The 22,027-nt window shown below is 64.1% G+C and carries 18 protein-coding genes and 2 pseudogenes; 7 read left to right on the top strand and 13 right to left on the bottom strand.

What is annotated here, in order from left to right:
• The 3 genes and pseudogenes from ACERNI_RS16645 to ACERNI_RS16635 form a co-directional block, all read left to right on the top strand.
• Positions 1-434: pseudogene (locus tag ACERNI_RS16645) on the top strand (DUF6361 family protein); the annotation flags it as partial.
• Positions 431-2,236, top strand: coding sequence for a phospholipase D family protein (locus ACERNI_RS16640; RefSeq protein ID WP_448834363.1), 1,806 nt, complete (start codon positions 431-433; stop codon positions 2,234-2,236). The pseudogene ACERNI_RS16645 and the gene ACERNI_RS16640, both read left to right, overlap by 4 nt.
• A complete protein-coding gene (locus tag ACERNI_RS16635; RefSeq protein WP_448834362.1) occupies positions 2,233-3,834 on the top strand; it encodes a hypothetical protein in 1,602 nt (533 codons plus the stop codon). The genes ACERNI_RS16640 and ACERNI_RS16635 overlap by 4 nt, the downstream gene beginning before the upstream one ends.
• Positions 3,835-3,880: 46 nt before the next feature.
• Here the strand turns inward: ACERNI_RS16635 and ACERNI_RS16630 are convergent.
• From ACERNI_RS16630 to ACERNI_RS16610, 5 genes and pseudogenes are all read right to left on the bottom strand, one after another.
• Positions 3,881-4,525 (bottom strand): annotated as a pseudogene (locus ACERNI_RS16630) (IS6 family transposase).
• A gap of 222 nt (positions 4,526-4,747) precedes the next feature.
• Positions 4,748-4,984 (bottom strand): DUF2798 domain-containing protein, encoded by a 237-nt coding sequence (locus tag ACERNI_RS16625; protein WP_448834361.1) that lies wholly within the window; start codon positions 4,982-4,984, stop codon positions 4,748-4,750.
• Positions 4,985-5,024: 40 nt separating this feature from the next.
• Positions 5,025-6,224, bottom strand: a complete 1,200-nt coding sequence (locus tag ACERNI_RS16620) for an acyl-CoA dehydrogenase family protein (RefSeq protein ID WP_448834360.1) — start codon at positions 6,222-6,224, stop codon at positions 5,025-5,027.
• A gap of 6 nt (positions 6,225-6,230) precedes the next feature.
• The gene (locus ACERNI_RS16615; RefSeq protein ID WP_448834359.1) at positions 6,231-7,208 is read right to left on the bottom strand and encodes an NAD(P)H-dependent flavin oxidoreductase; all 978 of its coding nucleotides are present in this window, start codon (positions 7,206-7,208) and stop codon (positions 6,231-6,233) included.
• Positions 7,209-7,248: 40 nt separating this feature from the next.
• A complete protein-coding gene (locus ACERNI_RS16610; protein ID WP_448834358.1) occupies positions 7,249-8,733 on the bottom strand; it encodes an AMP-binding protein in 1,485 nt (494 codons plus the stop codon).
• Between the two features lie 244 nt (positions 8,734-8,977).
• On the opposite strand from ACERNI_RS16610, the gene ACERNI_RS16605 reads away from it, so the two are divergent.
• On the top strand, positions 8,978-10,195 hold the full coding sequence (locus ACERNI_RS16605) for an acyl-CoA dehydrogenase family protein (protein ID WP_448834357.1): 1,218 nt from the start codon (positions 8,978-8,980) through the stop codon (positions 10,193-10,195).
• Between the two features lie 531 nt (positions 10,196-10,726).
• Here the strand turns inward: ACERNI_RS16605 and ACERNI_RS16600 are convergent.
• On the bottom strand, positions 10,727-11,053 hold the full coding sequence (locus ACERNI_RS16600) for a DUF1330 domain-containing protein (protein ID WP_448834364.1): 327 nt from the start codon (positions 11,051-11,053) through the stop codon (positions 10,727-10,729).
• A gap of 444 nt (positions 11,054-11,497) precedes the next feature.
• Between ACERNI_RS16600 and ACERNI_RS16595 the strand changes: the two genes are divergently transcribed.
• Entirely contained in the window at positions 11,498-12,526 is a 1,029-nt protein-coding gene (locus ACERNI_RS16595) for a glutathione S-transferase N-terminal domain-containing protein (protein WP_448834356.1), read from the top strand.
• Between the two features lie 43 nt (positions 12,527-12,569).
• Here ACERNI_RS16595 and ACERNI_RS16590 read toward each other — a convergent pair whose 3' ends face one another.
• From ACERNI_RS16590 to ACERNI_RS16565, 6 genes are all read right to left on the bottom strand, one after another.
• Complete coding sequence (locus ACERNI_RS16590) at positions 12,570-14,138, bottom strand: long-chain-fatty-acid--CoA ligase (protein WP_448834355.1); 1,569 nt, start codon at positions 14,136-14,138, stop codon at positions 12,570-12,572.
• Positions 14,139-14,140: 2 nt separating this feature from the next.
• Entirely contained in the window at positions 14,141-14,923 is a 783-nt protein-coding gene (locus tag ACERNI_RS16585) for an enoyl-CoA hydratase-related protein (RefSeq protein ID WP_448834354.1), read from the bottom strand.
• Positions 14,924-14,945: 22 nt separating this feature from the next.
• Positions 14,946-15,944 carry a glutathione S-transferase family protein gene (locus ACERNI_RS16580; RefSeq protein WP_448834353.1) on the bottom strand — a complete coding sequence of 333 codons (999 nt, stop codon included), beginning with the start codon at positions 15,942-15,944 and terminating at the stop codon, positions 14,946-14,948.
• Positions 15,941-16,606 carry a glutathione S-transferase N-terminal domain-containing protein gene (locus tag ACERNI_RS16575; RefSeq protein WP_448834352.1) on the bottom strand — a complete coding sequence of 222 codons (666 nt, stop codon included), beginning with the start codon at positions 16,604-16,606 and terminating at the stop codon, positions 15,941-15,943. The genes ACERNI_RS16580 and ACERNI_RS16575 overlap by 4 nt, the downstream gene beginning before the upstream one ends.
• Positions 16,607-16,613: 7 nt before the next feature.
• Positions 16,614-17,813 carry a glutathione S-transferase N-terminal domain-containing protein gene (locus ACERNI_RS16570; RefSeq protein ID WP_448834351.1) on the bottom strand — a complete coding sequence of 400 codons (1,200 nt, stop codon included), beginning with the start codon at positions 17,811-17,813 and terminating at the stop codon, positions 16,614-16,616.
• A gap of 130 nt (positions 17,814-17,943) precedes the next feature.
• Positions 17,944-18,948, bottom strand: a complete 1,005-nt coding sequence (locus ACERNI_RS16565; protein ID WP_448834350.1) for a glutathione S-transferase family protein — start codon at positions 18,946-18,948, stop codon at positions 17,944-17,946.
• 215 nt (positions 18,949-19,163) lie between these two features.
• On the opposite strand from ACERNI_RS16565, the gene ACERNI_RS16560 reads away from it, so the two are divergent.
• Positions 19,164-20,708: a long-chain-fatty-acid--CoA ligase gene (locus ACERNI_RS16560; protein ID WP_448834349.1), complete on the top strand. Its 1,545-nt coding sequence runs from the start codon at positions 19,164-19,166 to the stop codon at positions 20,706-20,708.
• Between the two features lie 36 nt (positions 20,709-20,744).
• On the opposite strand, the gene ACERNI_RS16555 is transcribed toward ACERNI_RS16560, so the two are convergent.
• Positions 20,745-21,416 (bottom strand): TetR/AcrR family transcriptional regulator, encoded by a 672-nt coding sequence (locus tag ACERNI_RS16555; protein WP_448834348.1) that lies wholly within the window; start codon positions 21,414-21,416, stop codon positions 20,745-20,747.
• Positions 21,417-21,612: 196 nt separating this feature from the next.
• Here ACERNI_RS16555 and ACERNI_RS16550 point away from each other — a divergent pair, with 196 nt between their 5' ends.
• A complete protein-coding gene (locus tag ACERNI_RS16550) occupies positions 21,613-21,855 on the top strand; it encodes a hypothetical protein (protein WP_448834347.1) in 243 nt (80 codons plus the stop codon).
• The last annotated feature ends 172 nt before the right edge of the window (positions 21,856-22,027 follow it).

Raw genomic sequence — 22,027 nt, 5'->3', positions numbered from 1 at the left:
AAATTATTCGACGACGGACAATTTATGCGGCTCAGGTCGAGACACTCAAGGAAACACGCGACAAGCGACCACAGCCAAATTTGCACCGCGCCGCGCTGAAAGACGCAGTCGAGCAATGGGGAGGGATTGCCGCCCGGCTGGATATGGACCTGTTTCTCGCCGAAATCGGGCACCTCCCGCCTGCGGTTGAGGGCGTGTTGCAAGAAACTTCGGCCTGGGTTCGGGCAAATAGCAAGGATCCGATGCCGCTGCTCGACGTGTATGCGCGGGCGGAGGTCAGCAGGAAGGATGATCGCGCGCGTCTCGCCAGCAACCAGTTCGGCGTCGATCGGCGCATGGAATGGCAAGGCGAGCGCCATGGTCGCGCCGAGCCGCTCCATTATCGCTGGGGGAACGTGAAACGGCTCCTGCGTGATCTGGAAGCTGTCGCATGAGCGATCGGCAAGCTTGGCACGGCCAACCCTACCTCGACGAACTGCGGCCCGGGCGATTGGAGACGGTCAAGCTCGCGTTGTTCGCGACCTACTCGGTCGACCTGTCTGCGGTCGCCGCGGCGTTGCTCGCCCTGATCGGTCGTAACAATGACAAGGGCAGTGGAACGGCCGTCGATTTTGCCGAAGCGATCGACAGGCTGCGCGATCACGTCAAGATCATCATCCAGCGCGGGCGGATCGCGCGCCCGGTCGCTCTCCCCCGGATCGCGGGCATCCTCGATCAGTTCATCGTTGAGCGACCCTACGATGAATACGAGCGTAGCTGGCATCCGAAGATTGCTTTGGTTGCTTATAACTGCCCCAAAGGGGAAACCCGCTGGAAGCTCTGGATTGGCAGCCGGAACCTCACGCGATCACAGGATCTCGACGCCGGCGTTTTGCTGGACGGCAGCGAAAAGCGCGCGAAGGGGCGGGTTCGGCTCCCTGGCGTCGGTGCTCTCGGGAGCACTCTCGCACGCTGCGCATCGCGCGAGGATGCCGATGACATCTCGGAGCAACTCGAGGCGATCTGGTGGGATGCGCCAGACGGTTTTCGCCTACGCGGCCTCCTCAATGGGCTGGATGAAGGTGTTCCCTTGCCAGCGGAGCCGCCATCCGGCGCGGTCGATGGCATAACGATCATCAGCCCGTTCCTGTCGCCCGACTTTCTGAAAAAGGCGGGCAACTGGGGGGCGGCTGGTTCCAGGACGCTGATTTCGTCGATGCCGGCCCTTGCCGAAATAGCCAGCCGGTCCAGAACCTCGCTGACGGGTTTCTCGAAAATCCTGGCCTATGCGGCGCCGGACGTGCTTGCTGACGAGTCCACGCTCGCTCTGCCCGGCACCGAACCTGTGGCCGAAGATGATGTGGAGCCGGCGCCCCTCGCGCTCCATGCGAAGATCTTCTGCTTCCACTCGGGCGAGAAGACCATCTTGAGGGTCGGAAGCGCCAATGCGACCGAAAGGGCGTGGTCGGGGCGCAACTCGGAAATCATGGTCGAACTTGAGGCGGGCGAAGCGTTCGCTTCCGGCCTGGCGTTCCTGGTCGGTAAAGCGACGCCTGTCACCATAGAGGAAGTCGCCGCCACGGACCTGCGCAGCACAAGTGCAGCCGATGCTCTGGAAGAGTCGCGCAAGGTGCTCATGGCCTCCTGGGACCCGGTTCTGCGCCGCGACGGAGAATGCTTCTCTCTCGACGCGCGGGCGGTTCCTTCGCTCGCGTACCCCGACCATGTGCTGCACGCCGGATCTGCAAATGGCGACCTGCTCCCTTGGCCGACCGATGCCTTCAGCCTCGGTCTTGGATCGATCCCCTTGTCACTCCAGTCTGCCTTCATTCAGGTCCGGATAAGCGGCCCAGACGGCGCTTTACGATGGATGCAGCGCGTCATCGTCGATCCGCCTCTCGAAGAGCAGCGGGATCTAGCCGCGCTGGCCAGCCACATGGGACTTCGCGCGTTTCATGACTGGATGCGTGCGATGCTCGGCGGCGACACGCTTCCAGTCGGTGGCGGTGCATGGGATGAAGATGTCGGATCGCGGGGCAACCGCCCCCAAAGCCTGGGTTATGACCGCCTCACATTGGAGGATATTCTCACCGCTTGGGCACGCGACCGAAAAGCCTTCGGCCGGGTCGATCGCCATTTTGCGCCCTATGTGGATGCGCTTCTCGCCCACGGCGAGAATCTGAGCGAAGCGGAGAGAGCTGACTTGAACGAACTCGCTCAGATTTGGGCCATCGCGCGCTCCCGGCTTGCCTCATGAGCGCAAGATCGAAACCCTTCCAGGCCGCGACGGTCAAGGCTGCAACTGTCGCCCTGTCGGGAGGCAACCCACTGCGCCGGTTCCTTGTCGCGGACGAAGTCGGCCTCGGGAAAACCGTCGTCGCCCGAGACACGCTTGCGGCGCTGGCGAGCAAAGCGCGCAAGTTTACCGTCTATTATATTACGAGCGGGCTCAAAGTCGCGGACCAGAACAAGGTCGAACTGCTGCGCTTCCTCGAGAAGGACGAAGCCAAGGACGCACTCTCCATCATCGACCGCGTCGGTCTCATTCCATTCGAGGAAAAGCGCAAGGGAAAGCTGCGGCTTTATGCCTTTACACCGACCACATCATTCTCCAGCTCGCAGCGCCTCTACGGCGGAAAGGCAGTCGAGCGCGCGTTCATCAAGCTCCTGTTGGACGAACTATACCCCGGCCTGACCGCCGCCTTTCCTGAAGGCTATATCGAATATGGCGCAACGTCCGGCTGGCGATGGGCGTGCGAGGAGGCTCAGGGCAAGTTCGACAATGTCTCCGCCCTCTTCAAGGTGGCCTATGGCCGAGCGTTGCGCGCGGAATTTGGCAAGCCGGCCCGCGAAAATATTCTGCACGCGATCGATACGAGCAAACACGGTCAGAGCTTGGGCCGGATGCGCAAGGCGCTCGCTCAAGCCGCTCTGGATTCCGCCCCGCCCGATCTCGTAATTTTCGACGAGTTCCAATGCTATCGCGAACTGCTCAATGCAGGCGCCGATAATCCCCTGGCGCGTCAACTGCTGGCGGGAACAGATGGCGGGACGCCGCCGCCGATCCTCCTCCTGTCCGCCACGCCCTACCGTTTCTATGCCGAGCGCTGGGAAAGCGGCTCTGGGGCTGCCCCCCATGTCGAATTTTTCGAGATTATCGAATTTCTGGGCGGGTCGGCTGTACGCGCCGAGGCCGAATCCCAATTTCGTCGTTTTGGCGATCTGTTGCATTTGATCGGCCACCTGCCGCCCGATAGCCGCACGACGGCAATCGAAGAGGCGCAAGCGCTCAAGCACCACCTCGAGGCGCTTCTCACACCACTCATGTCGCGGACCGAGCGTCCGGTTTCCGACCATGCCGGAGAGCCTGCGCCGCCGTCCGTAAGGATCGAGCCCCACGATCTCGACGTCTATCGACATTTCACCGACCATGTGTCGCCCAAGCTCGCAGGCAGCGCGATCGCCTACTGGCTGTCAGTGCCACTCCCTGCGCAAGCGTTGGGGGACCGATACCAGATTTCTCGCGACATAGATTTTCCGGCCACGCGCAGCGTCCCCCGGCTCGGAGTCGCATACGCCTTCCATATCTATCTGATATTTATATATTATTTTCACCACTGCAAGCGACTGTGTAAGAAACTGTGCAACTCGCACGGTAGCACAATACCGTTTGATCCTGTTCCGATGGTGCACGCCCAGGGGTCCCAGATGCGCTGCGAGTGGTGGTTGGAGTCCCGCCCCAAAGAAGACATACGCAGCGGCGACCCACTGGAGTTGAAGTGGCCTCACGCGTATCGCCTCACCGTGTGTCGCGGCGCCGAAGGCCGCGTCGTCCAGCACCGCCGGGGGAACTGACAGGTCAACTCCGCCAAGCGGCGGAAACCCCTCCCCGCCTCCAAAATCACGCAGCGGCGGTCGCAGCGTCCCACGACCGATGGTCCGCGGCCCGGAACTGGCTAAGGGTCGGTCGGCGGATCAGGTGGGGTTGTAGATTGAAGGTGTTGTAGTTGGGGGCGTGGGTGGAGAGAAACCTCTGGGCTGATCCCTGGGATTTGAACCTCTGCTGCTTTTGTTCCCGTCGTTGGATTGCCAAGTGTGCGTTCTCCGCCTCGGTTATTCTCACGCATTCCGCCAGGCCGATGACACCCTGTTAGACCGAGCTCGCGGACCACAGCGCCATAGGACGCCAGTTTGACCGGGGTGATGGTTTCGAGGTGGACACCCTGGTTTTTGAGCAGCTTCCTCAGCAGCTTCAGTGCGGCGCGTTTGTTCCGTCGTTCCTGGACCAGCATGTCGAGCACTCGCCCTCGTCATCCAGATGCCACCGGTCTGTTGGCGAACACCGGCGCCTTCGCAAGTTCGCGGCGATCTGCGGGCCGAACTTCAGCGTCCAGCGCCGAACCGTCTCAGAACTGACCTCGATGCCCCGCTGGGCCAGCAGTTCCTCGACGTCCCGAAAGCTCAGCGTGAACTGAAAGTAGAGCCAGACCGCGTGCCGGATCACATCGGCTGAGAACCGGTGGCGCTTGTACGAAATCGGCTTCACGGCCCGCTCCATCCTGGCCACGCGGCCATATCTGGAGACGACTCAGGGTTTGCCTGACAGCACCCATAGCGGGCGGACTAGGCGACCCACTGCGCATGATCTAGCTTCCGCGTCATCGCGGTGACCGTCGGTGGGGGGCGGCCGCCCTGTCGCAACGCCATTGCGGCTATTGTGCGGCCGCGGTGAATCTATCCGACGGCGCCCACGATGACCCTCGATCTACTAGGCAGGCTCGTCCCGCAGCAAAAGGTCCGTCAGCTTTCGCATGAAGGGCGCGGCAAGGAGCACGATTGGCAACATCGTCAGCCAAGCGAAAGCCCAGGATTGCAGCCAGTGCGATATGAAGGAGGCCGCTGACAGAAGCGGGAGGCTCGCAATCGCCGCCGCCACTGCACAGGTGAAACCGGACTGGAGGACGCCATAGACGGTATGGCTGTACCGTCGCGGAATTCTGAGCATGCGAGATCCTAACCGGGACGCTTTTTCGTCGCTTCGGCCATCATGCGTCGGGCAGGCCGAGGATGCGCTTGGAGACAATGTTGTTCTGCACTTCGAACGAGCCGCCGAAGATGGTGGTGGCCTTGCCGGCCAGCCAACCGCGGACCTTTGCCAACTCTGCCTCATCAAAGCCGTCGCCGGCCCAGCCCAGGCCCTGAACGCCCAGGATCTCGACCATCAGTTCGGCCCGATCCTGACCGATCCGGGTTCCGGCGTTCTTGAGGATCGAGGTGGCCGCCGAAGGCCCCTGATTGGATCGGGCCTCGGCCATCATCCGCTGCATCGTCAGCTGGAAGGCGCGATGGTCCATCTCGTGGCGGACGATGCGGCCGCGCAGGTCGAGGTCGTCGATACGACCCTCCCCGTCCCGGCCGATGCGGGTCACGGCCAGTTCCGCAGGGGAGCCGTTGATCCCGAACACGCCGCCGCCCAGCGCGGCGGAACTGTCCCCCGATCGCTCATACTGCAGGAGCCTTTTGGCGATGGTCCAGCCGCCGTTCAACGGCCCCACAAGGTTCGCCTTGGGCACCTTCACGTCGGTGAAGAAGGTTTCGCAGAAGGGAGACTCCCCCGCGATCAGCCGGATCGGCCGAACCTCGACCCCGGGATCGCGCATGTCGATCAGTACGAAGGAGATGCCTTCGTGCTTGCGGCTGGTGTCAGTCCGCACCAGGCAGAAGCACATGTCCGCCCACTGCCCCCCCGACGTCCACACCTTCTGGCCGTTCACCAGGAAATGGTCGCCCATGTCGATGGCGCGGGTCTGCAGGGAGGCCAGGTCCGACCCGGAGCCGGGCTCGGAAAACCCCTGGCACCAGTTCACCTCCTGGCGCGCCAGCGGCGGCAGGTGCTCTTGCTTCTGGGCCACGGAGCCATATTCCAGCAGCGTCGGACCAAACAGATCCTTGCCCAGGCCGCCGATGGGGTTCCAGGCCCCGATGCGGTCCATCTCCTGTTGCAGCACCCGGGCTTCCGCCGCCGTGAGACCGCCGCCGCCATAGGCCTTCGGCCAGGTCGGAGTCCCCCACCCCCGCTCCCCCATCGCACGCGTCCAGGCCACCACATCGGGCTCGGGTTCGCCGGGCGCCTCGTGCAGCGACCAGCCACTCTTGCCCTTCAAGGATGGGACGAAATGGGTCGTCAGCCACGTCCGTGCCGCGGCGCGGAAGGCCTGGAGCTCGTCGAGGACCGGAGCGTTCATCGGCGTTTACGCGGCAACCAGACCGGCGAGCCGCTGGCGGATCAACCCTTCGGCGTCGGCCATGATGGTGTCGACCAACTGCTGGCAGGTGGGGATGTCGTGGATCAGGCCCACCACCATGCCGCAGGACCAGGCGCCGGCGTCCATGTCGCCGTCCTGCATGACCTTGGGATAGACCCCCGCCACCTCGGCGATGATGTCCTCGAATTTCATCTTGGCGCCCAGCTCGCGCTCCTTAACCAGCAACCGCTCGACGGCGGGGTTGGTGAGCACGCGCTCGGTGTTGCGAAGGGGCCGCATGACCAGGCGGGTGTCCAGTTCGGTGGCCGCCACGATGGCCTGCTTCACGTTCTCATGGATCGGGGCTTCCTTGGTCGCCATGAAGCGGGTGCCCATGTTGATGCCGTCGGCGCCCAGCGCCAGGGCGGCGGCCAGCTGGCGGCCGTTGGCCACGCCGCCCGAAGCCACGAAGGGGATCTTCAGCTCCTCGGCGGCCCGGGGCAGCAGGATGAAGTTGGGCACGTCGTCTTCGCCCGGGTGGCCGCCGCACTCAAAGCCGTCGACGCTGACCGCGTCACAGCCGATGGACTCGGCCTTCAGCGAGTGACGCACCGAGGTGCATTTGTGGATCACCTTGATCCCCGCGTCCTTGAGCGCCGGCAACCACTTCGCCGGGTTGTTGCCGGCGGTCTCCACGGCCTTCACGCCTGAGTCGATGATCGCCTTTACATAACCAGGATAGTCGGGCGGCGTGACCGAGGGCAGGAAGGTCAGGTTCACGCCGAACGGCTTGTCGGTCATCGTCCGGCACCTGGCGATCTCCGCGGCCAGCAGGTCCGGGGTGCGCTGGGTCAGGCCGGTGATGATCCCCAGGCCGCCCGCGTTGGACACCGCCGCCGCCATCTCGGCCAGGCCGACGAAGTGCATGCCCCCCTGGATGATCGGATGCTTGATGCCGAAGAGTTCGGTGATGCGGGTCTTCATGCGTCGGTCCTGGGTCGGGGTGTTGAAGGGCGAAGGGTAACTAAGCCGCCGGGCTGGCGGTCTTCATTCGAGCGATGCGTTCGTCGCGCAGGGCCGTGCGGCGCATCTTGCCGGCGTCGTCGCGCAAGGGATGGTCGACGAACTCGTAGGACCTGGGCCGCTTGTATGTGACCAACCGGTCCGCCAGGAACGCCTTCAGGTCCTCGGCCGAGACCTCGTGTCGCGTCTGGACGATGGCGTGGACCTGATTGCCGAGGTCCTCATCCGGCAGGCCCACCACGGCGCAGGACTGTACGGCAGGGTGCTCTTCCAGCGCCGCTTCGATCTCTGCGGGATACACATTGGCGCCGCCAACCAGAACCATGTCGGTCCGCCGGTCGGCGAGGTAAAGGAACCCGTCCCCGTCGAACCAGCCCATGTCGCCAAGGCTTTCCCAGCCGTCAGGCAGCCTCCGCGCCTCAGCGCCGACGTAGCTATAGGTCGGTGGCGCGCCCTGGGGTCGGCGCAGGTAAATCTCGCCGGTCTGGCCAACAAGCGCAGGCTGACCGGCCTCGTCGAACACCCTCATCTCGCCCATGATGACCCGGCCCACCGATCCGCGGTGCGCCAGCCATTCGGCGCCAGTGATCTCGGCGATCGCCTGGGACTCAGCCCCGCCATAGCGTTCCATCACCGCGTCCGGACCGAACCAGTGGATGAAGGCTTCCTTCAACCATTGCGGGCAAGGCGCCGATAGGTGCCAGATTGTCTTGACCCTCGACACGTCGTAGCTGCCACGCACCGCCTCTGGGAGTCGCCAGATTCGGCCCATCATGGTGGGCACCAAATAGGCCCAGGCGGCGCCGCGGGCGGCGATTTCGGCCAGCGTCGCTTCCGGATCGAACCGGGGCATGATCACCAGGTGCGCGCCGATGGTCAGAGCGTCGACCATCATTGCGAAGCCGCTGGTGTGATAGAGCGGCGCGGGCACCAGGGACACTTCGCCGGGACGCATGCGCCAGAAGCTGACGGGGTCCATCGCCGCCGGGGCCAACCCGGCCCGACCCGACAGGATCAGCTTTGGCCGTCCGGTGGAGCCGCCCGATGTCAGCGCACGGTTCACGGGCGCGACACGATCCTCCAGATCCGACTCATCATGCGAACGCGCGGCGATATCGGCGATGGTCAGGATGGGGCGGTCAATCGCGTGCTGGGCCTCGGCGATCACGACTGGGGGCGCCGCTAGCGCGATGATCGCCTCCAGTTCCCCCTTCGGCAGTCGGAATGACACTGGCTGCGGCGTCGCGCCAAGCTTCCAGATCGCCCAGCACGCTTCGACGAACCCGATGTCGTTGGGCAGGCCCAGGGTGACTAGGTCGCCAGACTTCACGCCATAGGTCGCAAGGCCGCGGGCCAGCCGATTCGAACGCCTATGAAGCTGTTGATAGGTGAGCGTGTTCGGTCCGCAACTGACGGCTAGCGCGTCAGGCTGGACCTCAGCCATCTGGCGGAGCTTGGCGCCGTAGGAGATGTCAGGCTGGCCCATGCTTACTCTTTCCGGAATTATCATTCCTATTCATGAGGGCGAATTTCCGGGCTGAGTCAATCCTCGGATCTCCCTTCGCGCTCGTTCGGCCGGCAAGGATTCCTCCCTCGCAAGTCGGGTGCCGAGGAACAATCTCTTGCGGAACATGAATTCTGGTTCATAAAGCTATTAGCGCGGGCCGAGGCCCATGTCGCATTTCGCAACCCGGCGACGACATCCGGGCGCACGGAAGGATTTTCCAGACATGCCTGAATCGAGCGTCGAGGAGTCGGAACGCTTTCGCGACCAAGTCCGCGCCTGGCTGGAAGCGAACCTGCCACCGACCCTTCGGGCACATCCGCACCGCGTTTCAGAAGCCATGGTTGACGGGGCTGAAATCCCCGATGACGTAAGAACCTGGCGAGCGTGCTTCGGAGCGACGGGCTGGGGGGTCCCGGCCTGGCCGAAGCGCTACGGCGGCGGCGGACTAAGCTCCGTCGAGGTCCGCGTTCTGAACGAGGAGATGGCGCGGATAGATGCGCGCAATCCGATCGGCGGGCTGGGCGTGATGATGTTCGGACCGACGCTGCTAGAGTTCGGGAGCGAGGAACAGCTCCAACAGCACATTCCACCGATCGCGCGCAATGAGATCCGCTGGTGTCAGGGTTTCAGCGAGCCGGGCGCCGGATCCGACCTAGCCTCTCTGCGCATGGCCGCCGAGGACTGTGGGGACCACTACCTCGTGACCGGTCAGAAAATATGGACGACGGGCGCTCAGTACGCCGACTGGTGCTTCTGTTTGGTGCGCACCGAAAAGACCGCCAAGAAACACGACGGGATCAGTTTCCTGTTGGTCGATATGCGCTCGCCAGGGGTCGAGGTTCGGCCGATCCGGCTGATCAGCGGCGACGCGCATTTCTGCGAGACCTTCTTCACGGAGGTAGAAGTCCCCAAGGCCAATCTGGTCGGGCGGTTGAACGGGGGTTGGGCGATCGCCAAACGGCTCCTGCAGCATGAGCGCCAGGCCACCAGCGGTGGGGCGAGCCCGCTGGGCGTGCCATCGACGCTGCGTCTGGGCGACCTCGCCCGCGATACGGTGGGCGTCGACAGCGATGGACGCCTCACCGATACCGATCTGCGGCGTCGGCTCACAGAGCACCTGATGGACGCGCGCGCCTTTGAGCTCACCCGGGCCCGCGGCGAGGCCGAGAGCCGTTCCAACAGTGACCCATCCACCGTCTCCTCGATCCTGAAAAACGCCGGCTCACGTGTGGCCCAGACCCGAGCGGAGCTCACCATTGAGGTGCTGGGCCACCAGGGTCTGGGTTGGAGTGGCGAGGCGTTTGCGCCGAGCGAGTTGGCATCGGTTCGCACCTGGCTGCTTGGCAAGTCCGGCTCAATCGCCGGCGGCTCGCATGAGGTTCAGAACAACATAATCGCGAAGCGCATCTTGGGCCTGCCGGATCCCGCAGGCTCGTCCTAGAGGAAGGACGCGATGAAGAAGAGGTACTGGTTCGGCGGCCTCGGAGTCATCTTGGCTCAGCTCGCAATCGGCGCGAGTTACGCCTACGCGCATCCGTTCCAGGCCCTGCCCCCTCGCCCAGCGACCGGGTGATCGACGGCGTGAATCTCCACCCCTACGCCACCGGCAAGGAAGCGGGCCGCGCCCACCAGACGCTGCTCTGGCGTTCCGGACAGTACGAGAGCGCGATCGACGGAGACTGGAAGCTGCAGAGCTGCAAGGCCTGCAAGAAGGCCTGGCTCTACGATCTCAGCAACGATCCCACCGAACGCCAAAGCCCCGCCGACACCCAACCGCAGAAGGTGAAGGCGCTGCTCGCTCTGCTGGCCGGCCAGGACGCCACTACGGCGTGCCGATGCTCGCGCTCAACCGCGAACCGCTTTTCGGTCAGGATCGGTTTGACCAGCTCAAGTGGCGCCTGGGTCAGCAGAGCCTTGCGGCGCGTTAGGTGCGGCCGGAGTCTCCGGCCCCCGTACGTGTCCGACCGTATCTCTAGCGGTGGTCGTCCTGCAGCGTCGAGGCGATCAGCAACTGCCCCTCGAGCCCCGCCTGGCGATGTACAGCTGCAGCATGCATTGCCGGGTCCTTCGAGACCTCTGCGAACACCGCACGGGACGGATATTCCACCAGGGCGATCCGATGCCACGGAACCTCGCCCTCGCCGATGACAAGGCGCTCCGCCAGAACCGACACCAGGAAGCGGCCGCCGAAGCCTTCAACAATGCCCTTCATCATCCCCGAATAGATCATGAAGGCCTCAAGGCCCGTGAGCTCGGTGGGACGCCCGTCGGCGTAAACGGCGCGGTCGCGGAAGCGCAGCAGTTGATCATGACAACCGGCCCGGCTTCGGGCGACGCCAACAACGCGGCCATTTGCTCCCGCGAAGGGCGCATCGCGATATTCAAGTCCATACGCATCTCACTCGTGTCGGGGCCCGGAGACCTGCAAAAAGGAGAGAGGCCGCCCTAAGCGAGGGGATCTCCCTGTCCTTAGGAATAGGCGGTCCCCCATATTTTACGCTCTCCCCGCCGCGATCACGGCATAAGCGAATAATGATTCCGGTTTACGATACGCTACCCGCCTTCGCTGTCAATCGCGCATCGCGAAACACCCTGCTGGAACGACGTCGCCGGAATTCCGAGGCGCGTCGGAGATCCGCAATGCGAATAAAGATTCCGTTTGACTCAGACGTTCGAGTGTGAATTTGTGAACCCACGTTTCGGTTCTAATTGAATCTACAGACAAGAATCCAAGGGAGTTGGGATGACTGGCGCACAGGATCTGGTGACGTTGAATGGGGTGCCGGGCTCGCCTTACACCCGCAAGATGCTGGCGGTGCTCCGCTACCGGCGGATCGCATACCGTTTGATCCTGGCCTCGCACGAGGTCGAGGGCCTGCCGCGGGCCAAGGTGGGTCTGCTGCCCACCTTCTACTTCCCCGATGCCGAAGGCCAATTGCAGGCGGTGACCGATTCCACCCCGATCATCCGGCGCCTGGAGGGGATGTTCTCCGGGCGCTCGGTGCGCCCGGCCGACCCGGCCCTGGCCCTGCTGGACGCGCTGCTGGAAGACTACGGCGACGAGTGGCTGACCAAGGCGATGTTCCACTATCGCTGGCACTATCCCGATGACATCGCCCGCGCGGCAGCCGTCCTGCCGGCCTGGTCCCGCGGACGCACGCCCGACGCGGCGCTGAAAGAGGCCGGCAAGACTATCTCCGGGCGGCAGATCCCGCGCCTGCGTTATGTCGGCTCGAACAAGACCACCTGGGGGCTGATCGAGGCCAGTTACGTACGTTTCCTGGAGGCCATGGAAGCGCACCTGAGCGAGCACAGGTTCCTGCTCGGCGAACGCCCTGGCGCCGGGGATTTCGGCTGCATGGGCCAACTCACCCAGCTCGCTCTGTTCGACCCGACGCCGATGGCCATCACGGCCGTCAAGGCGCCCCGCGTCTTCGCCTGGACGAGCGCTGCGGAGGATCTGACGGGCCTCGAGCCCACCGACGCCGACTGGTTCGACATCGCCGCCCTGCCGTCCACCTTGACCGCAATCCTCAAGGAAGTGGGCCGGGTCTATGCGCCCCTGCTCCTGGCCAACGCCAAAGCAGTGCAGGCGGGCGCCGCGGAACTGGTCACCGAGATCGACGGCCAGACGTGGGTGCAACAGCCGTTCACCTACCAGGCCAAATGTCTGATGTGGCTACGTGAGGAATATGCCGCCCTCGCGCCTGCCGACCGCAGGCGGGCCGACGCGTCCCTGGCCGGAACAGGCTGCGAGGTGTTGTTCGACTAACCCGTGACGGCTTGAAGTGGAGACCGCTTCAAGCCGTCAATTCCTAGTTCACCTGGCGTTCGCGGCCTTCCCAATAGGGCCGACGCAGGTCGCGGCGCAGGATTTTGCCAGAGGCGTTACGCGGGATCGTCTCGACGAAATCCACCGACTTCGGCAGCTTGTAGCCGGCGATCCGCTCGCGGGCGAAGCCGATGATCTCGGCCGGATCGACGCTGGCGCCGGACTTACTCGCAATGATCGCCTTGACCGCCTCGCCCCATTTCACGTCCGGCACACCGATGACGGCGACGTCCTGAACGGCGGGGTGACCGGCGATCGCGTTCTCCACCTCTGCCGGGTAGATATTCTCGCCGCCCGAAACGATCATCTCCTTCACCCGGTCATAGATGTAGAGGTAACCATCGGCGTCGGCGTAGCCGGCATCGCCGGTGTGGAGCCAACCCTCCGTATCCACCGCCTCGGCCGTGGCCTCAGGCCGCTTCCAATAGCCTCGCATAACGCACGCTGAGCGCACGACAATCTCGCCGACTTGGCCCGTTGGAACGCTGGCGCCCGTGTCGTCTACCACCCTCACCTCGCGGCCAGGCATAGGAAGGCCGCAAGATCGCAGCTTGCCTCGCGCAGGGTCGTGGTCGGCAGGCGGGAGATAGGTGATCGCGCTGGTGGATTCGGTCATGCCGTAATTCTGCACGAAGTCGCAGCCCAATATCTTCGTGGCCTGCGAGAGCACGTCCTCAGGGATCGGCGATCCACCGTATGTCCAACTCCTAAGACTCGAGAAGTCGGCTGCCTGGGCTTCAGGCAGCTGGATGATCGCCAGGATCACCGCTGGAACCGCCATACTCTGTGTGACGCCCTTCAGCGGTATCAGCCGCAGAATCTCGCGCGCATCGGGCTCCTGCAACATGATCGCCCGCGCGCCGTGGGCCAGAGAGATCACGCCCATGTTTATCCCGGCCACATGAAAGAACGGCATCGCCACGAGCACCACGTCGTCGCGGCCATATGACGGCACGTCGGTCGGCCGGTTCAGGAAGGCCGACAGATAGTTGGCGTTGGACAGGCAGACGCCCTTCGGCAGGCCGGTAGTGCCCGAGGTGTAGACCTGCAGCACATCATCGTCGGGCTTGGACGGAAGCATCGGATCTGTCTTCGGCTGAGCGTCCCGCCACGACCCGAAGTCGGGCCATTCCGGATGGTCGCCATCCATGGCGATCACCTGCTTCACCCGCGGCAGGTCGGGCAGGATCTTGCGGACGATGGAATAGAAGTCCCGCCCGACGAACAGCACCTCGCATTCGGCGTCGTCGACGACGAACATCATCTCGGGCGGGGCCAGGCGCCAGTTCACTCCAACGATTACGGTGCGTGACTTGAAGCTTCCCAGCACGACGTCCCAGAAAAGATCCAGGTTCTTGCCGATGTAGCCCACCCGCGCGCCGGGTCGTTGCTCCAAGGCGAGAAGGCCATTGGCCACCTGGCTCGCCCGCCCGTCGAGCTCGCCGTAGGTGGTCATGCGCTCCCGAAAGTCGATGGCCACCGCGTCTGGTCGCTCGCGCCCGTGTAGGCGACTGATGTCGGCCACACATGTCAGTCTAGCGACGTCGGACATCGCTAGCGGCCCTTCCATTGCGGCGGGCGCTTTTCGGCGAAGGCCAGCGGCCCCTCCTTGATGTCCTCGCTGCTCGCCATAGCGGCGACAGCCGGGTAGCTGTTCTGGTTCGCCAAGGCCGCGAACACGTCGTCTTCGGCCAGGCCCCGATATACGGCCTGTTTCGACGCGCGCACCGACATCGGGCTGGCTTCCAGGATCTGGGCGGCCCAGCGCCGGGCCGCGCTGAGCGCCTCGCCGGCGGGGACGACTTCGGTGACAAAGCCCAGCCGTTCCCCCTCTGCGGCGGAGACGCGACGTCCCGTGAGGATCATCCCCAGCGCCCGCTTCGTCCCGATCTCGCGGGGCAGCCGATGGACGCCGCCGGCCAGGGCAGCCAGCCCGACCCGCGGCTCCGGCAGGGCAAAAACGGCGTTCTCAGCGGCGACAATGATATCGCACGCCAAGGCGATCTCGAACCCACCGCCCATGGCTATGCCGTTCACCGCCGCGATCAACGGCTTGTCCAGATCGGCGCGACTGGTCAGCCCGCCGAAGCCGCGGGTCGGCATCGTCGAGCGGCCGCGCGCCGCGGTCGCCTTCAGGTCGTTGCCGGCCGAAAAGGCCCGGTCACCGGCGCCGGTGACAATGCCTACCCACTGATCGGGATCAGCGGCGAAACCGTCGAACACCTGGGCCAATTCGACATTGGCCTCCAGGTGCAGCGCGTTCATCACCTCGGGCCGATTGAGCGTGATGATCGTGACCCGCCCCTCGCGCTCCACTTTGCAGAATTCGTAGGCCATCGCTTTTCCCCTCGGTCCGTCGTCAGTTCGTTGTCCGCAGCCAGCGGTCGCAGCCGGCCTCGGCCAGGACCGCGGCCAATCCCGGGTCATTGACCGCAGCGCGTTTGGCCCGCAGCGCCGTCAGCGACTTGGCGTGGTACTTCTGCGGCGGCTGCACGTAGGGGCGACCCGCCAGGTCCACAGAGAACTCTGCCGCCCCCTCCGCCAGCGCGCGCGCGTTGGCGTCGGTCCAGGGCAGGAAGTAGCGGCCGATGTAGGCCAGGATCGGTGACAGGGTGGGCTTGAGACTCTCCCAGGTCTCAAACGGGCCATCGTCGCGCGGCTCGATCATCCGATAGCACCAGTCCAGCACGGTCGGCGCCCGGCCCCGGATAATGCTGCCCACCGTCGGGTCGATCGAGGCTTCGTAAAGTTGCGCCGCCAGGCCGAAATCGCCGAAAGCGGGCCGGCCGCCGAACAGATATTTCCGGTCCGCAAGATGGGTCTCAAGCAGGTCCAGGAGTTCCTCAAGATAGGCGCGGATCAACGGCGCGGTCGCGTCGCTGGACCCCACAAAATGGCCGCGGCCGGTCATTCGCGCGCGGATCATCGCCGTCAGCCCGGTCACCTGCTCTTCGTTTTCGGTCGGCAGCGACAGCCGCGCCAGTGTCTGGGCCGAGGCGTCGGCGTCGACGGCGGCGTACCAACGATGGTGGAACATCAGCTTGTTGCCCCACTCGTCTCCGAATTCCTCGATCAGGACCGAGATGAACGCCAACGCGGGGTCCGCGGGATGCACTGGCCGGACCGGAAACTTCGCCTCCAGCGCCTCGATGATCGGCGTGGAATCCTGCATGCCCTGGTCGTCCGGCGTGGCCACGGTTGGCACGATGGGCAGCTTGGCGAAGCGGCGGTATTCCTCGTCATTGCCAGGCCCCCGCGCAATCCAGACATGCGGGATCTGTTTGTAGCGGCAGTAGCTTCGCACCTTGATGGAGTAGGGCGACATCTGCGAGCCGAATATCCGATAGACTCCGGTCATCGTTCGACCTCCTGTTTGATCATCTCGCGCTGGCGCTGAGCGAAGTCGTCCTTGCCAATGGCTGAGCCCGTCTGCACGGCCGGACGAGCGCCGACCTGTTTGAACCAGCGGTAGAAATTGGGAAACTCCGCCGGGTCAATGCCAAGACCCTTGTACCCGCGGGTCCAGGGCCAAGTGGCCATGTCGGCGATGGAGTAGTCGCCAGCCATGTACTCGGCTTCGGTCAATCGCTTGTCGAGCACGCCATAGAGGCGTCGCGTCTCGTTCACGTAGCGGTCCAGGGCGTAGTCGATCCGCTCCTCGCGGTAGCGGAAATGCGCCGCCTGACCGGCCATCGGCCCCAGGCCGGCGCACTGCCAGAACAGCCACTGTTCGACCAGGGTCCGGGACCGCCGCTCAGGGGGATAGAACTGGCCGGCCTTGTCGCCCAGATACTGAAGGATGGCGCCCGACTCGAAGATCGAGATCGCCTCCCCATCCGGCCCCTCGTGATCGACGATGGCCGGCATCCGCCCGTTCGGCGACAGCATCCGAAAGTCAGGCTGGTCCTGCCCGCCGGCGCTGATGTCGACGGGGACCAGCCGGTAGGGCAGCCCGATCTCTTCCAGCATGATGGTGATCTTCCATCCGTTGGGCGTGGGCCAGAAATGCAGGTCGATCATAGGGTCCTCATGCAACGGCGAGTCGGTTGCCCACCCGCGTGAGCGGCCGGGGGAGTTCGATCGAAAGCAGGTCGCTGGCGCCGCAGGCGGCCGCCAGATCATCGGCCACATGGCGATCATCGGGTGACAAGGTGTTCAGCCAGTCCAATGTCCGCTGCAGCACCCATAGGGAATGGACGGGCGAACCCGCGGTGATGGTCTTGCCGCGCAGCGGCGTGGTGATATTGCCCAGGCTCGGCTGGTCCTCATCGGACGCGGAGATCACCGAGCCGGCCGGCCAATCCATGCGCGTGGCGACCCACTTCCGATAGAGTCCGGCTGTGGCCTGGAACACGTCCGAGTTGTCCTCGCAGAATGTCCGGATCAGCCGCATCACCGTTTCTGGAACTTCGTCATCTGGGAGATAGGACATCGGCGTGTCCCAGAATTCCGGCGACTGGATCTCGGGGGTGTTCATGTGTTCGACCCAGCGGAAGACCCTCGGCGCCCGCTGCTGCATCACGTGCAAGGGCCACGGATCACGGCCCAGGTGCGCGAACAGTGGCGCCATCAGGCCATGATCGCCGACGCTGGGCAGGCCGCCGAACAGGTACGGCAGGTTGGTGAAGTGCTCTTCGAGGGTGTCCAGGAGGTCGAAGTAGATTCCCTCCATCGCGGGGAACAGGTCGGGCGTAATGCCAAGGCGCGCACGATGTCCGTCCATGCGCGCGACGACGACGTCGCCGTAATGGTCGAGAAGCTCGTCCGTCCCCTTCGGCTTGAAGCTGCGCCCGAACTCGCGCCTCACGAAGTGGAGGTTCGGCTCCTTGAAGTTCCAGCGGTAGTGCCAGGCCACCTTCATCCCCTCGCTGGCGAAGAGGTCGACGAGGTAGGCGGCGAGCCTTTGGCGGGGTCCGGGGGGCAGGGCCGGCGGATCGGGGAATCGGCGCTCCAGATATTCGAAGATGACGGTGGTGTCCTGGAGGATAAACCCTTCCGGCGTCTGCAACATCGGGATGCGCTTCGACCGCGCGGCCGGGATGGCCTCCTGGCGGAACTGCGGATGGCTGGGGAGCCGCTCGATGAACGGCACGCCCTTCTTTCGCAGGTAGCTGCGGGTCTTGCCGGTGTAGAGGGACGCGTAGGCGCCATAGAGCGTGAAAGGCGCATCCGGCCACCCGGGGTGGGCGTCTACCGCAGCCTTAACGTCTCCGATGTCCAAAGCCACTAACAGTGCCGCCTCCCGGTTCTCGTTCTTGGTTGTAAATGTAAACCAGAATATCTGTTCTGGACAAGGACCGTAGGCCCTGGCGACCTGTCAGATGTTTGGCGTTATTCCGCGCCTGTGTCTGTTGCGTTCACAAGGTCGCCACGAAAGCCGATGTCGGGCTGAAGCCTTCCGCGAGCCCTGACTGTCTCAGCCACGCTTCCACCTCTTGCGCTTCGGCGGACGTCAGGCGATGCCGTATTCGATCCTGGATCATCCTCCGCGACTGCTCCGGATAGGCGCGGGCAAGGTAGCTCGCCGGTTCGCCATAGGTGTCGATGACAAAGGCTTTGCGGCCGTCGGCCAGGGCCTGGGCGTTGGCCAGGACAAACGGCGCGTAGTGCTGGGCCATCCCCTCCAGGAGGTGTTGAGCGAACGAGGTGGACTGCGGGAAAGGCGCCAGTCCCCCGCCGCCATCCCACCTGTCCGCCCGTTCATTCCAAGCCACCAGGCGCGGGAAGCGTTTGACCACATTTGCGGGATCAGGATCGTGCAGCGTGTGGGCGCGGAAGCCGCCCAGGACCATGCAGTCCACCGCCGTCGGGCGATCCCCAAGCAGGTACCGGGTTTTCGTCAGTTGTTCGTCAGCGGCCTCCAGCAGCCGGACGTATTCCGCTTCGGCCGCCTGCTGGTGGAACTCGGTCTCGGTTCCGGTGGCGCGACAGGCGCGCGGCCCCCACGACAGGATCGCTTCGGCCATAGCGGGCTCGGCGATGATGTTGGCTACGAACCGGGCGCTGTCGGGATAGTGCCAGCGATAATGCACCATCACCCGCGCCGTCCACTCGTCCAGGTATTCCTCCGCCAGATGGGTCAGGACGCCCAGCGGGCCCGACGGAAACATCGCGCGGCCAGGAAACCGATGATCGAGCAGGTCCATGATCGGTGTAGTGTCTGCGATCATCCAGCCTTCGGGCGTGGCAAGGACGGGAACCTGATGGGTGCCCGCCCGGGCCTCCATCGTCTGGCCGTCCGGCCGGCCCCGCTTCAGCATGAACTCGAAGGGCGGGGCGTAGTACTTCAGCGCCGTCTCTAGTTTGCGAGTGAAGAGACTGGGTCCAGATCCGTAGAGGACATATCCGGCGGGATTCGCCATCAGGCCGCCGCCCGTCGGTTGCGGGCCTGGGTGAGTGACCCGACCAGATGGATTCCGTGCGGCCACAACACTTCCATTTCCTCCCCAATTCAGCCGGCGGCCACGAAGGATCGACCAATCCGCCCTTGCGGCCAACTAGCAGAATTCTCTTGACCGGAATACGTATTTCGGTTCGCATAATCGACAGTGACCGTCGAAAAGCAAGAAGAAACGCAATGCCCCGAGCTCAACTGTTCTCTGACGTGATCCGCACCCAGGCGCTGGAGCGACCCGAAAGCGTCGCGGCGACGTGCAATGGCCTGAACCTCACCTACGGGGAACTCGACGATCGGGCGAGCCGCGTGGCCCAGGGCCTGATCGCCGCGGGATGTCGACCGCACGCCCGTGTGGCGATCCTGTCGAAGAACTCCAACGCCTTTATCGAAATTCTAGGGGGAACCCTGAAGGCGCGGGCCGTGCTCCTTGCCCTCAACTGGCGTCTTGCCGCTTCGGAGCTGCGCTACATCCTTGATCATGGCGAAGCCCAGGTTCTGTTCGTGGAGGCCGAGTTGGCCGACCTGGCCGGCCAGGCCGCCGAAGTGCTGAGAGAGCCAGGGCAGGTGATCCTGATCGGCCCGGGACAGGAATATGAGTCGTGGCGTGACTCGCAATCCGCAAAGGATCCCGAACTTGGAGGCGCGCTGTCTGACATCTTTGTGCAGATGTACACCAGCGGGACCACCGGGCTGCCGAAGGGGGTTCAGCTGACCCACGCCAGCTATGCCGCTTCATTCGCGGCCATGGACACCTTGGACTGGAACCAGAGCGGCCCGGAGGACACCATTTTCGCGCCGGCGCCGTTCTTCCATGTGAACGGTCTGAATGGAATCCTTCGCTCGCTTCAAACCGGAAGCCGGTTGTTGACGACCCAACAATTCGTGCCGTCCGAGGTGGTCGCGCTCTTCGAGAGCGAGCGCGTCACACGAGGGGGCATGGCCCCAGCCATGGTGCAGATGTGCCTGGAAGTTCCGGGAATCGCCGAGCGGGATTTTTCAGCGCTTCGGCTGATGGTCTACGGCGGGTCGCCCATCAGCGAGACCGTGATGAAGAAGGCCCGGGACGTCTTCGGCTGCGATTTCGCCCAGGGTTACGGAATGACCGAGACGTCCGGCCCCCTGACCATGTTGACCCCCGAGGATCATCGGGACGACAGCCGCCTGCTCGCCTGCGGACGCCCGCTTGCAGGCATTGAGGTCAAAGTGGTGCGTCCCGACGGAAGTACTTGCGACCCGCGGGAGGTGGGCGAGGTGGTGACACGCGGCGATATGCTGACTCCAGGCTACTGGAAGGACCCCAAGGCGACCGCCGAGACCATCCGCGATGGCTGGCTTCACACAGGCGATGCCGGATATTTCAACGAGGAGGGCTATCTCCACATCCATGACCGAGTGAAGGAGATGATCGTGTCGGGCGGCGAGAACGTCTATCCGGCCGAAGTCGAGAACGCGCTCGCCAAGGATCCGGATATAGCAGATGTGGCCGTGATCGGGGTGTCTGACGAAAAGTGGGGCGAGGCAGTCAAGGCGATCGTGGTGCTGCGCCCCGGCGCCGCGGCTGATGGTCCCGCGATAATCTCCCGGGTCCGAGCTCATATCGCCGGCTACAAGGCGCCCAAGAGCGTTGAATTCATCGATGTGATTCCGCGGAACCCTTCCGGCAAAATCCTTCGGCGCGACCTGCGAAAGCCCTACTGGGCGGACCGCGCCCGCGCCGTGAACTGACCAGCGAAGCCCGGAACCCCGCCAATAGGATGGCCGTCAGGACGCCTTGGGAAGTTCCAGATAGTTCATCATCAGCCTCGTGAGCTGATCAATGAGGGCGGGGTCGGTGATGGGGCCCCGTGACCCGCCATGCAGCATCCTGTGGATCAGGACGGCCGCAACCGATTGAAGAGCGAAGTGGCACAAGGCTTCCGCATCGCCGAGCGGCGCGGCGTCCCGTGACTTAAGGAAGGCCGCGAGCCCGCGCGCTGCGTGGACATCAGCATCGGCCAGGGCGGCGAAATAGGGAGCCCCGACCCCTTCAAGACTACGCTGGAAGAGCGCGCGAAAGAACCCGGGATGCCGTTCTATCTGGCGCGCCGTGTTCATCACCAGAGTCCGCAGCACTTCTGAGACCGGCGCCGTCTTCCAAGCCGGCAACGAAAAGAAGCGGCCGATATTCTCTCGTCCGCGCAGCGCGAACTGAGTCTGCAGGGCGCGGAACAGCGCCTCCTTGTCGCGAAAACGGCGATAGAAACTGCCGATGGAGCAGCCAGCCGCCAACGAGATATCGCTGACCCTCGCCGCATCGTAACCGAGTTTGGCAAAGACCTGTTCACCGGCGCGCATCAGCCGGGCCTGCGCGTCCCGGCTCCGGGCCTGATTGGCCGGAAGCACGCCATCGATTTCTTCGAGATTCAGGCTGGTCATTTCCAGGATGCGTCCCACTCTCGCAGCTCAAGAAACATCCGCGAGCAGCGTTACTTGTGAAATGCCACATGAATCCCAGCACACAAACTGTTGTCAGAGCCTTCTACGGCTATCGCAGACGTTCCGAACGACGGCGCCCCTCGAACGGCGGCGCTATTCCGGCGGAACGATCCGCGGCAGGCGGCGGGCCGCCATCAGGAAGAACACCACCGAAATGATCTCGCCGATGGCCGCGAGACAGATCGTCGAGGCGCAAATGGACTTCGGGCGGCTGTTCAAGGTCGATCGTGAGGAGGCGATCGACAACCTGGATCGCGCCTTCGAAGCCAAGCTGGAAGCGTTCCACAGCCTCTACGACGTCTCCAAGGCGATCTTCCCGTATTTCGAACACGGCGAGTCGGCAGCGCTCATCGCCTTGCGCAACGCGATCCACCATCGCGATCATGGGTATGGTTAAGCCGTACCGCTACTGCCAAGGCGCAACGGATCGCACGGCGACCGCCGAGGCCTAAGCCGCGTTCACCCTGGAGATCCGGCGCGATCGTCCGGGTCGAACGAGATCCGACGGTGAGCTCCGCCCCCTTTTCGGACCTTCCGAACGTCGTCAATGAGTCGAGGCTGTGTAAAAA

Source organism: Camelimonas sp. ID_303_24 (assembly GCF_053543495.1).
This window is presented reverse-complemented; position numbering and strand designations above follow the sequence as displayed.